Origin of the sequence: Micrococcus luteus (assembly GCF_022664405.1) — a bacterium.
Classification (GTDB): Bacteria; Actinomycetota; Actinomycetes; order Actinomycetales; family Micrococcaceae; genus Micrococcus; species Micrococcus luteus.
On sequence record NZ_JAKRLB010000037.1, the window covers coordinates 1 to 10379 of the forward strand.

At 73.8% G+C, this 10379-nt stretch carries 13 protein-coding genes; 5 read left to right on the forward strand and 8 right to left on the reverse strand.

What is annotated here, in order from left to right:
- Both MF605_RS11610 and MF605_RS11615 read left to right on the forward strand, forming a co-directional pair.
- Positions 1-132 (forward strand): integrase core domain-containing protein (locus MF605_RS11610; protein WP_148111564.1); only part of this gene is annotated, 132 nt, incomplete at its 5' end.
- Positions 133-141: 9 nt separating this feature from the next.
- Positions 142-555, forward strand: a complete 414-nt coding sequence (locus tag MF605_RS11615) for a DUF4259 domain-containing protein (protein ID WP_036384294.1) — start codon at positions 142-144, stop codon at positions 553-555.
- 49 nt (positions 556-604) lie between these two features.
- On the opposite strand, the gene MF605_RS11620 is transcribed toward MF605_RS11615, so the two are convergent.
- Genes MF605_RS11620 through MF605_RS11635 form a run of 4 tightly spaced genes read right to left on the reverse strand, consistent with a single transcriptional unit; the run spans position 605 to position 4557 of the window.
- Positions 605-3106: a heavy metal translocating P-type ATPase gene (locus tag MF605_RS11620; RefSeq protein ID WP_061873182.1), complete on the reverse strand. Its 2502-nt coding sequence runs from the start codon at positions 3104-3106 to the stop codon at positions 605-607.
- A gap of 5 nt (positions 3107-3111) precedes the next feature.
- Positions 3112-3330: a heavy-metal-associated domain-containing protein gene (locus MF605_RS11625; RefSeq protein WP_061866784.1), complete on the reverse strand. Its 219-nt coding sequence runs from the start codon at positions 3328-3330 to the stop codon at positions 3112-3114.
- Positions 3331-3371: 41 nt separating this feature from the next.
- The gene (locus tag MF605_RS11630) at positions 3372-3752 is read right to left on the reverse strand and encodes a metal-sensitive transcriptional regulator (protein WP_002856860.1); all 381 of its coding nucleotides are present in this window, start codon (positions 3750-3752) and stop codon (positions 3372-3374) included.
- A 10-nt stretch (positions 3753-3762) separates the two neighbouring features.
- Positions 3763-4557 (reverse strand): arsenate-mycothiol transferase ArsC, encoded by a 795-nt coding sequence (locus MF605_RS11635; protein WP_134417042.1) that lies wholly within the window; start codon positions 4555-4557, stop codon positions 3763-3765.
- A 201-nt stretch (positions 4558-4758) separates the two neighbouring features.
- On the opposite strand from MF605_RS11635, the gene MF605_RS11640 reads away from it, so the two are divergent.
- The gene (locus MF605_RS11640) at positions 4759-6003 is read left to right on the forward strand and encodes an isochorismate synthase (protein WP_134417043.1); all 1245 of its coding nucleotides are present in this window, start codon (positions 4759-4761) and stop codon (positions 6001-6003) included.
- Between the two features lie 256 nt (positions 6004-6259).
- On the opposite strand, the gene MF605_RS11645 is transcribed toward MF605_RS11640, so the two are convergent.
- Positions 6260-6532 carry a three-helix bundle dimerization domain-containing protein gene (locus MF605_RS11645; protein ID WP_081091283.1) on the reverse strand — a complete coding sequence of 91 codons (273 nt, stop codon included), beginning with the start codon at positions 6530-6532 and terminating at the stop codon, positions 6260-6262.
- Between the two features lie 345 nt (positions 6533-6877).
- Here MF605_RS11645 and MF605_RS11650 point away from each other — a divergent pair, with 345 nt between their 5' ends.
- Complete coding sequence (locus MF605_RS11650) at positions 6878-7750, forward strand: oxygenase MpaB family protein (protein WP_134417044.1); 873 nt, start codon at positions 6878-6880, stop codon at positions 7748-7750.
- Positions 7751-7967: 217 nt separating this feature from the next.
- Positions 7968-9140: a dual-specificity RNA methyltransferase RlmN gene (rlmN, locus tag MF605_RS11655; RefSeq protein WP_459536882.1), complete on the forward strand. Its 1173-nt coding sequence runs from the start codon at positions 7968-7970 to the stop codon at positions 9138-9140.
- Positions 9141-9215: 75 nt separating this feature from the next.
- Here rlmN and MF605_RS11660 read toward each other — a convergent pair whose 3' ends face one another.
- The 3 genes from MF605_RS11660 to MF605_RS11670 all read right to left on the reverse strand — a co-directional run.
- Complete coding sequence (locus tag MF605_RS11660; RefSeq protein ID WP_134417046.1) at positions 9216-9698, reverse strand: pyridoxamine 5'-phosphate oxidase family protein; 483 nt, start codon at positions 9696-9698, stop codon at positions 9216-9218.
- Between the two features lie 96 nt (positions 9699-9794).
- Positions 9795-10247: a type II 3-dehydroquinate dehydratase gene (aroQ, locus tag MF605_RS11665; RefSeq protein ID WP_044659289.1), complete on the reverse strand. Its 453-nt coding sequence runs from the start codon at positions 10245-10247 to the stop codon at positions 9795-9797.
- Between the two features lie 9 nt (positions 10248-10256).
- The coding region (locus MF605_RS11670; RefSeq protein ID WP_242821291.1) for an integrase core domain-containing protein at positions 10257-10379 on the reverse strand (123 nt) is incomplete at its 5' end.

The window sequence follows — 10379 nt, forward strand, 5'->3', positions numbered from 1 at the left end:
GCTCGGCGTGAGGCCCTGGCGGTGTGGGTGAACCACTACAACTACCATCGGCCTCATACCTCCTGCGGAGACGCTCCTCCGGCCTCGTTGGCACCGGCCCGAGTCAACAACGTCATGCCCTCCTACACCTAGGGTCAGGTCATGGGCGCATGGGGCAGAAACGTCTTCCAGAACGACACGGCGTTGGACATCGTGGACGAGGTCCTCGACGGCACCTTCGACCTGGACGAATTCCGCAGGAACTTCCGTCGCGACGAGGACGAGGGCCACCTGACCGCGAGCCAGGGCGCCGCACTCCTCACCCTCGGGGCGCTCGTGCGGATCGCCCGGAACGAGGACCACGCGGACCTCGAGGCCCTGCTCGAGCACGCGGAGACGGACGAGGTGGACCTCACCGCCTTCATCGATCAGTTCTCGGACGAGGACGTCGAGACCCTGCGCGAGCTGATCGGCGTGGTCATCCGCGAGCCCTCCTGCTCCGAGCTCTACCAGCTCTGGGAGGAGTCCGGCGAGCTCGAGCAGTGGCTCGAGTACTCCCGCGAATGCCTGCCCTGACCGGCCGGCCGGTCCGGGGTGGACCCGGCCCGGCCAGCCCCGCCCCGGCTCAGCGCGCGTAGCGGGTGAGCCGCAGCGAGTTCAGCACCACGAGCACGCTCGAGGCCGCCATCGCGCCGCCGGCGATCATCGGGTTCAGCAGGCCCAGGGCCGCGACCGGGATGCCGAGCACGTTGTAGAGGAACGCCCAGAACAGGTTGGTGCGGATGATCCCCAGGGTGCGACGGCTCAGGTCGAGTGCCTGGACCACCTGGTGCAGGTCGTCGCCCATCACGGTGATCTGCGCGGCCTCGCGGGCCACGTCCGTCCCCGAGCCCATGGCGATGCCCATGTCCGCCGCGGCGAGCGCCGGGGCGTCGTTGACGCCGTCGCCCACCATGGCCACCACGGCGCCCTCGGACTGCAGGCGCGTCACCACGTCCACCTTGTCCTCGGGGCGCACGCCGGACACCACGTCCGCGGCCGGGATCCCGACGGCGTCCGCCACCTGGGTGGCGACGGCGGCGTTGTCCCCGGTCACCAGCAGCGGGCGCAGGCCGAGCTCCTTGAGCCGGGCGATGGCGTCCGCCGAGGTCTCCTTCACGGTGTCCCGCACGGACAGGACGCCCGCCACGCGGCCGCCGACCGCGACCCACACGGCCGTGGCGCCGGCCTGCTCCGCCGCCTCGAACGCGGCACGGTGCTCGGCGGGGATGCCGCCGTCGAGGGCGGTCTCGAGGACGGAGCCGCGGCCGACGGCCACGCGGACCGGATCCGGGCCGGCGGCGCCGTGCGCGCCGGAGCCGAGGGCGCCGTCGTCGTGGGGGAGGGCGACCAGCCCGGACACGCCGCCGCCGGCCGTGGAGGCGAAGTCCGCCACGCCGGGCACGGTCAGGCCGCGCTCCTCGGCGCCGGTCACGATCGCGCGGGCGATCGGGTGCTCGGAGCCGCGCTCGACGGCGGCCGCCAGGGTCAGCAGGACATCGGCGGCCCGGTCCGGCGCCGTTTCGTCAACGAAAACGCTCCCGGAGGCGCCCGTTTCGTCAACGAAAGCGCTCCGGGAGGCGCCCGTTTCGGCCACGAAAGCGGGGTCGAGGACGAGCACGTCCGCCAGCGCCATGCGGCCCTCGGTCACGGTGCCGGTCTTGTCCAGCACGATCGTGTCCACGGTGCGCGAGTCCTCGAGCACCTCGGGGCCGCGGATGAGGATGCCCAGCTGCGCGGCGCGGCCGGTGCCGGCCAGCAGGCCGACCGGGGTCGCCAGGCCGAGGGCGCACGGGCACGCGATCACGAGCACGGCCACGCCGGCGCGCAGCGCGGACGGCAGGTCGCCGGTCACGATCATCCACACCGCGAAGGTCAGCACGGCGATCCCGAGCACGATCGGCACGAACACGGCGGAGATGCGGTCGGCCAGCCGGGCCACGCGCGCCTTGCCGGTCTGCGCCTCGGAGACGAGCCGCCCCATCTGGGCGAGCGTCGTGTCCGAGCCGACGCGCGTCGCGCGGGCCACGAGTCGGCCCGAGGTGTTCAGGGTGGCGCCGGTGAGGGCGTCCCCGGGGCCGACCTCCACGGGCACGGACTCGCCGGTGAGCAGGGAAGCGTCCACGGCCGAGGTGCCCTCGAGCACCTCGGCGTCCGTGGGCACCTTCTCGCCGGGGCGGATCAGCACGACGTCGCCCGGCGCGAGGGACTCGGCGGGCACCGTGCGCTCGGCGTGGGTCTCGGGGTCGTAGAGGGTGGCCTGGGCCGCGCCCAGGTCCAGGAGGGCGCGCAGCGCGGCGCCGGCCTCACGCTTGGCGCGGGCCTCGAGCCAGCGGCCCAGCAGCAGGAACGTGGTGATGACCGCGGCCGTCTCGAAGTACAGGCTGTGGTGGGCCATCTCCGCCATGGTCCCGCCCACGTGGGCGGTCATGTCCGGCGCCAGGATCAGCTCCACGGCCGAGTACACGAAGGAGACGAGCACGCCCACGGACACGAGGGTGTCCATCGTGGACGAGCCGTGCCGGGCCGCGCGGAACGCCGCCGAGTGGAACGGCCACGCCGCCCACAGCGCCACGGGCGCCGCCAGGGCGAACGCGACCCAGCCCCAGTGCGGGAACTGCAGCGCCGGGACCATGGAGATCAACACGAGCGGCACCGTCAGCACCGCCGCGCCGATCAGGCGCGGCTTCAGCACGTCCTCGCCCGGACCGTGGGCCATGTGGTCGTGGTGGTCCACGCCGTCATGGTCCGCGGCGTGGCCCTCGCCGTGGTCGGAGGTGTGGGCGTGCCCGGCGTGTGCCGCGTGCCCGGCCTGGCCGGCCGGCGGGGCGGGACGGCGCACCGTGGCGCCGTACCCGGCCTTCTCGACGGCGGCCACGAGCTCCTCGTCCGACACGCCGGCGGGCGCGGTGACGGTGGCCTGTTCGAGCGGCAGGTTCACGGACGCCGTGACGCCCTCGAGCTTGCCCAGCTTGCGTTCGACGCGACCCACGCACGAGGCGCAGGTCATGCCGGTGACGTCCAGGTCGACGCGACGGGTGGTCTCGGGCTGCGGGCCGGCTGGGGCGGAGGAGGCGGGGTGGGTCATGGGGCTCAGCCCTCCACCAGCGTGTAGCCGGCCTCCTCGACGGCGGCGCGCGCGGCGGCGGGGTCGAGGGGGCCCTCGGAGGTGACGGTGGCGGTGGAGACGCCCCCGGCGTTCAGGTCCACGTCCACGGCGGAGACGCCGGCGATCTCGCCGAGCTCCTCCTGGACGGAGGCGACGCAGTGGCCGCAGGTCATGCCGGTGATCTTCAGGTCGGTGGTGGTCATCTCGTGCTCCTCGTGCGGTGGTGGGTGGGCGACGGCGCCGGTCAGCGCAGCAGGCGGCCGAGGGCGGCCGTCGCCTCGGCGACCTTCTCGTCGATGAGCTCGGTGCGGCCTTCCGCCTCGGCCTGCACCGCGGCCTCCGCCACGCAGTGACGCAGGTGCTCCGAGGTGAGGTTCAGGCTGAGGGACTGCAGCGCCTTCGTGACGGCGGCGACCTGCGTGAGGACGTCGATGCAGTACACGTCCTCGTCCACCATGCGGTGGAGGCCGCGCACCTGCCCCTCGATGCGGCGCAGTCGAGCGAGGTGCTTCGCCTTGTCCCGGTGCACCTCGTGCGGGGGCCGGTGGCCGTCGCAGGCGTCCGCCGCGGCGGACGGAAGGGGCGAGGCGGCGGCGGGCGCCGTCGTCGTGCTGTCCGTGCTCATACCCCCTGTTCTATACCCCAGGGGGGTATGGGTCAAGGGGTCGGCCGACGCGGGTGCCCTCCTCCGGCAGCGGGGTGGCGGCTTCGCCCAGATCGGCGATCAGGCCGCGGACCTCCAGGTCCAGGGCGTCGCGCACGCCGCGCACCTGCTCGAGGCTCATGCCGCGGATCGACGGCACGGACCACTTCTGCACCTGCGCGCCCTCGGGGATCTCGAACGGATCCGCGCCGTCGAAGAGCACCACGATCTCGGCGGCCCGGAGCACGTCCGGGTCCAGGCCCTTGGTGTACGTGTGGTGCAGCGGGATGCCGATCTCGTTCATCGCCTCGAACGCGGTGGAGATGACCTCGCCGGCGGGCTCCGTGCCGGCCGAGCGGGCCCTGACCTCGCCGTGGGTGCGGTTCTCGAGCAGGGCCGCGGCCATCTGCGAGCGGCCGGCGTTGCCGTGGCAGACGAACAGCACACGCGGGTGGCGGGACTCGATGCTGCCCTGGTTGATCGCCCTGGCGCGCAGGCGCGAGGCGGCATGCTGCACCGAGGTGGTCGGCAGCATCTCCGGGTGGCGGCTCGTCTCGGCGAGCTCGGCGTAGGAGTCGAACAGGAGCTGACGCACCGTCGCCTCGTCGGCCACGCCGGGGAAGCGCGCCATCAGCGGCCCGACCTCGCGCTCGAGCACGTGCGCGGCCATCCCGTGCGGCACGGGGTCCACCGCGGCGGGGATGTCCGGCGCGGCCGTCGTGTCCAGCGGCATGTCGTCCACCGCCGGTGCGTGATCGGCGTGGGGGTCCGGGGGGATGGGGGCCATGATGCGAGTCCTCCGGGGAAGGCGGTCGGCTGAACGCGAGGTGAACGGGTGCCCCCACCCTGCGACGTCGGGTGTGCCGGCGCAAGCCTTGACGGGATCCCTCCGCACACGACGGCGACGCCGCTCGCCGCCGTCGTCGGGGCGGCGGCCGAGGCCTGGGCCCGGAGCGGGGGTCCGCCGAGGTGGGAGAGAATGGGGGCCATGTCTGTCCGCTCCCTGCTCCCGGACCTCGGCACCCCCGCGACCGGGACCCCCGAGGCCGCCGTCCCCCCGTTCGCCCGGGCGGTGCTGTGGGCGCACGGGGACGACGCGTGGCGGGGCGAGGGCGGCTGGACCGTGCTCCTGGACGGCGCCGACCGGCTCCGCCGGCTCTCCGCGCTGTGGCAGGCCGCCGTCGCCGGGCGACCGGACCCGACGGCCCCGCTGCGGGGCTGGATCTCCTCGACCTTCGCCGATGACTCGCCCGAGCCCGCGGTCCTGCGCATCCCCGCGGATCTGCGCCGCGCCACGCCGTCCGGCGTGCGAGACGTGGCCCAGCACGTGGACGCGGACGCGCTCGCAGCCGCCGTCGCCGCGGACCGCGGAGCCCGGCTGCTGGCCGACGGCGCGGTGCCCCTGCCCGCCGACGTCGCCGACCGTGCCTGGGACGACGCCGGCTACGCGGCCGGGGTGCGCGAGCTGCTGACGCGGATGGCCGACTCGGGCGGGGAGCTGGCGAAGGTCGTGATCAGCCGCACGATGACCGTCCCCGCGGACGACGCCGACCTGTGGCGGGCGATCGGGGCCCTGCGCCGCGAGTACCCGCAGACCTGGGTGTTCGCCGTCGGCGGACTGCTGGGCGCCACGCCCGAGGTCCTCGCCACGCGGCACGCGGGGCTCGTGGGCTCACGGGTGCTGGCGGGGTCCATGCCGCGCGGCGCGGACGAGGAGGAGGACGCCGCGCTGCGGGAGCGGCTGGCCTCTGATCCGCGGCTGGCGGAGGAGCATCGCTGGGCGGCGCGGTCGGTGCTGGACGCGCTGGCGCCCGTCGTCGACCTCGCCGATGACGACCCCGCGCCCACCGTCCTGACCCTGCCGAACGTGCACCACCTGGCCACGTCCGTGCGCGGCCGGCTGCGGGATGGGCGGGGGACCGTGCTGGACGTGGTGGCCGCGCTGCATCCGACGGCGGCCGTCGGCGGGACCCCCACGCCGGACGCGGTGCGGGTGATCGCGGAGGTCGAGCCCGTGGACCGCGGCCGCTACGCCGGGCCGGTCGGGTGGCTGGATCAGGACGGCGACGGCGAGATCGCCCTGGCACTGCGCTGCGGCCAGCAGGTGCCCGGCGGGGTGCGGCTGCAGGCCGGGGGCGGGATGGTCCCGGGAGCGGTGCCCGAGGAGGAGGTCACGGAGATCCGGGCCAAGTTCCTGCCGATGCGCCGAGCGCTGGGCGTCGCCGAGGACTGAGGCCTCCCGTGCCGGTCGCGCTTTCGTTCGGGAAATGGCGGCGTGTCGCGGTGCTTTGGTGTGGGAAACGGCGCCGCACGCCGGATTCGCGTGGGCGGCGATGGAACGGCGTTCCGGAGCGGAGGTGCCGGACGACATCGTCAGCAAGGAGCGGTGACGCCGTTTCCCGAACGAAAGCGTCCTGGGAGGCGAGAAGACCCGCCGGCCACGTCCCCTCGCGGGGCGGGCCGACGGGTCGTCGCGTCGGTATGGGGGATCAGGCGGCGACGGCCATGGCCTCGTGGGCCGGCGTCGCGGCCTGGAGGCGGCGGGTGGCCTCGCGCTCGGCGAGGGCCGGCAGGAAGGTGGTGATGCGGGCGCCGCGCTTGAGGTCGGCGACGACCTCGCGGACGACCGAGCGGACGGTCTCGGCGGTGACGGTGCCCTCGAAGCGGCGGAGGAGGGTCTCCTCGACGCGCTGGAGCACGTGGCGCTGCATGAGGGGGCTCGGGGTGGCGGGCAGGTGGTGGCTGGTCGTGTTGATGCTCACGGTGAGCACCTCCTTCGGTTGCCGGACCATGAGTCCGGCGGATCGTCGCGGCGGGGCCGCGGGTGATGGGTTCGGTGGAGTCCCAACCTCGCGTTCCGTAAACGCTAGGTGAACTGCTTGTGAACAAGTTTACAGATTTCCTCCCGGAGTGCAACTCCGTGTTCACCAACGTGACCTGTGACACCCTGTTGCGCCCGCCTGTATGCCGCGAAATCGGCGCCATCACGCTACTTTCGTGTCGAGGCGCCACGAGCGCCAGGCGGACAGCTAGGTGAACAGAAGGTGAACAGCGCCGTTCATCTTCGCCCCCTGCCCCTCTGCCCGGCCCGGTGCGAGGCTGGGACCATGCGCCCCGACCGCCGCTCCGCCCCGACCTCTGCGGCCGCCCTCGCCCGCGAGGCCGTGATCCTCGCCGGCGCCGGCGCGGCGATCCTGCTCCAGGTGGCGCACCGGCCGGTGGGGGCCGGCGTCGCCGTCCACTCCCGGTTCACCGAGGACCCGATGCGCCGGCTCCGCCACACGCTCGCCTACATCTACGCGGTCACCCTCCCCGAGGCCGCGCCGTTGCGCGACGCGGTCGTCGACCGGGTGCGGGCGGCGCACCGCCCGGTCCGCGGGGTCGACGCCGGAGGCCACCCCTACGACGCCGCCGACCCGGACGCCCAGCTCTGGGTGGCCGCCACCCTCTACGCGATGGGGGAGCAGGTGCGCCGCCGGATGTGGGGCGCCCTCGACGCCGAGGACGCCGACCGCCTCTACCGCGGGTACGCCCCGCTCGCCACGAGCCTGGAGGTCCCCGCCTCCGCCTGGCCGGTCGACCGCGCGGCGTTCGCGGACTACTGGGACGACCGGGTGGCCCGGCTCGAGGTCACGGACGACGCGCGGCGGATCGCCACCGACCTGTTCTCCGGCCAGGGCGTCCCCGCGCCGCTGCGGGCGGCCCTGCCCCTGGCCCGGTTCGTCACCGCCGGCCTCCTCCCGGGGCGCGTGCGCGCCGGCCTCGGCTGGTCCTGGACCGGGCGGGACTCCGTCCGGGAGGCACGCCTCTGGGGGCTGGCGCGGACCCTGTACCGGCCGCTGCCGGCGAGGGTGCGCGGCGTCGTCGTCCGCTGGGTCCTGCGGGGGCTGCCCCGGATGCCGGGGCCGCGCGGCGCCGTCGACGTGGAGGCGACCCGCCGCGAAGTCCGCCCCGTCTGGGAGAATGGTGCCGATGTCTGACTACCAGCCCCGCCGCCCCGGATCGAAGCCCACCCCGAACCGCCAGAGGGACCGCGCCGGCAAGCCGGCCCTCGGCCGCCCCGAGCGCGGCCTGATCGACGAGTCCGAGGCGCGCCAGCTCGCCGAGGACCGAGAGCGCATGCGCCGCGCCGGCGTCGGCCACCAGCTCTCCGCGCCCAAGCGCCGCGAGGCCGCCACCGCCGAGCGCCCCCAGGTGATGCCGAAGACCGAGGGCTGGACCCAGCCGATGGGCCCGGACGGCCGACCGCAGCTGCAGTTCAAGCAGCCGCGCGTCTCCCAGCCGCCCACCCACCTGGCCGACCTCACGCTGAAGGAACGGCAGGAGAAGGCCAAGGAGATCGGGATGCCGGCGTTCCGCGCCAAGCAGCTCTCGGTGCACTACTTCGAGCACTACACCACCGATCCGGAGCAGATGACGGACCTGCCCAAGGACAAGCGGGAGGCGATCGCGGAGGCGTTCTTCCCGCCGCTGCTCACCGAGGTCCGGCGCATGGAGACCGACCGCGGGGACACCGTCAAGTTCCTGTGGCGGCTGTTCGACGGCGCGCTCGTGGAGTCCGTGCTCATGCGGTACCCCGGCCGCGTGACGCTGTGCGTGTCCAGCCAGGCCGGCTGCGGGATGAACTGCCCGTTCTGCGCCACGGGCCAGGCCGGGCTGACCCGCAACATGTCCACGGCGGAGATCGTGGAGCAGATCGTGCTGGCCAACCAGGTGATCGCCCAGGGCGGACTGGGCGGCAAGCGCAAGGACGGCGGGCACGACGCCGACCGCGTCACCAACGTCGTGTTCATGGGCATGGGTGAGCCCCTGGCCAACTACAAGCGCGTGATGGCCGCCGTGCACCGCATGGTGGACCCCTCGCCTGAGGGCCTGGGCATGTCCGCGCGGAACATCACGCTGTCCACCGTCGGCCTGGTGCCGGCCATCCGGAAGCTGGCCGAGGAGGGCGTGCCGCTGACGTTCGCGCTGTCCCTGCATGCGCCGGACGACGAGCTGCGCGACGAGCTGATCCCCGTGAACTCGCGCTGGAAGGCGGACGAGGCGATCGACGCCGCGTACGACTACTTCGTGGCCACCGGCCGCCGGGTGTCCATCGAGTACGCGCTCATCAAGGACATGAACGACCACGCGTGGCGTGCCGACCTGCTGGCCAAGAAGCTCAACGCCCGGGGCAAGGGCTGGGTGCACGTGAACCCGATCCCGCTGAACCCGACGCCGGGCTCCATCTGGACCGCCTCGGAGAAGGACGTGACGCGCGAGTTCGTGGACCGGCTCAACGCCGCCGGCATCCCCACCACCCTGCGCGACACCCGTGGCAAGGAGATCGACGGCGCGTGCGGCCAGCTGGCGGCCGAGGACGTCGACTGACCCGCCGAGGCCCCTCGCGCGGCGCTCACCGGCCCGTCCGCGGGCAAGTCGCGAGGCCGGCGTCGGGAGGCGCCGTCAGAAGCGGACGGTCTCGCTGTCGCCCGGGTGGGCCTCGCCGCCGGTGACCTTGGCCTTCACCAGCTCGATGGCGGTGGCCACCGCGCCCGGGGACTCCCAGAACTGGGCGGTCTGCACATCCACGCGCACGAGCACGATCTGCGGATCCTCGGGGCTCGAGCCCTCACCGAAGAACGCCTCGGTGGCCGGGTTCCAGAACTCCTTCTTGCGCGCGTCGTCGCGGACGAGCTGACCGTGGCCCGCGAGGGAGGCCCAGAAGTCCTTGTCCTGGACGGCGACGTTGACCGGGCGCTGCGGAGCGTCCGCGGCGACGTCGGAGGTGGCGCGCGTGAGGAACCAGAGCGTGCCACCGTCCTCGGCCTGCTGCAGGCCCATCGGGCGGGTGACGAGCGTGCCGTCCTGCTCAGCGGTGGTCAGCATGCAGACGTTCACCTTCGCGAGCTTCTCGAGCAGACGGGCGCGGGGATCCTGGGTGCCCATGGCGTGACTCCTTCGTCGTCGGGTGCCGGCGCCCTGATGCGGCCACCGGCTCGTAGCACCGACCCTAGACACGGCCAGGCGGGTCCTGACCAGCGCTCAGCGGCGCACAGCCGCGGCGAGCCAGTCGACGGCGAGGGCGTAGCCCTGGACGCCCGCCCCGGCGATCACGACGTCGGCGACGGCGGAGACGTGCGAGTGGTGCCGGAACGCCTCGCGCCGGTGGACGTTGGAGATGTGCACCTCGGCGATCGGCCGGTCGACGGCGGCGAGGGCGTCGCGGATCGCGATGGAGGTGTGCGAGTACGCGGCGGGGTTGATGAGGACGCCAGCGTGGGAGGTGCGGGCCTCCTGGATCCAGTCGATGAGCTCGCCCTCGTGGTTGGACTGTCGGAAGTCCACGGTCAGCCCGTGCTCGGCCGCGCGGGCCTCGGTGAGCGCACGGACGTCGTCGAGGGTGGCCGTGCCGTAGACCTCGGGCTCGCGGGTGCCGAGCAGGTTCAGGTTGGGGCCGTTGAGCACGAGCAGGGGCAGGGCGGTAGTGGCGGTCATGCGGTCAGTCTAGGTGTAAGAGGTCATGACGTTGTTGACACGCACCGGGGCCAACGAGGCCGGAGGAGCCTCTCCGCAGGAGGTATGAGGCCGATGATAGTTGTAGTGGTTCACCCACACCTGCAGGGCCTC

What these genes read in the sequence shown, in the direction of transcription:
- MF605_RS11615 (WP_036384294.1), top strand. Translation starts at nt 142, where the DNA reads ATGGGCGCATGGGGCAGAAACGTCTTCCAGAACGACACGGCGTTGGAC.
- MF605_RS11620 (WP_061873182.1), bottom strand. Translation starts at nt 3,106, where the DNA reads ATGACCCACCCCGCCTCCTCCGCCCCAGCCGGCCCGCAGCCCGAGACC.
- MF605_RS11625 (WP_061866784.1), bottom strand. Translation starts at nt 3,330, where the DNA reads ATGACCACCACCGACCTGAAGATCACCGGCATGACCTGCGGCCACTGC.
- MF605_RS11630 (WP_002856860.1), bottom strand. Translation starts at nt 3,752, where the DNA reads ATGAGCACGGACAGCACGACGACGGCGCCCGCCGCCGCCTCGCCCCTT.
- MF605_RS11635 (WP_134417042.1), bottom strand. Translation starts at nt 4,557, where the DNA reads ATGGCCCCCATCCCCCCGGACCCCCACGCCGATCACGCACCGGCGGTG.
- MF605_RS11640 (WP_134417043.1), top strand. Translation starts at nt 4,759, where the DNA reads ATGTCTGTCCGCTCCCTGCTCCCGGACCTCGGCACCCCCGCGACCGGG.
- MF605_RS11650 (WP_134417044.1), top strand. Translation starts at nt 6,878, where the DNA reads ATGCGCCCCGACCGCCGCTCCGCCCCGACCTCTGCGGCCGCCCTCGCC.
- rlmN (WP_459536882.1), top strand. Translation starts at nt 7,968, where the DNA reads ATGCCGAAGACCGAGGGCTGGACCCAGCCGATGGGCCCGGACGGCCGA.
- MF605_RS11660 (WP_134417046.1), bottom strand. Translation starts at nt 9,698, where the DNA reads ATGGGCACCCAGGATCCCCGCGCCCGTCTGCTCGAGAAGCTCGCGAAG.
- aroQ (WP_044659289.1), bottom strand. Translation starts at nt 10,247, where the DNA reads ATGACCGCCACTACCGCCCTGCCCCTGCTCGTGCTCAACGGCCCCAAC.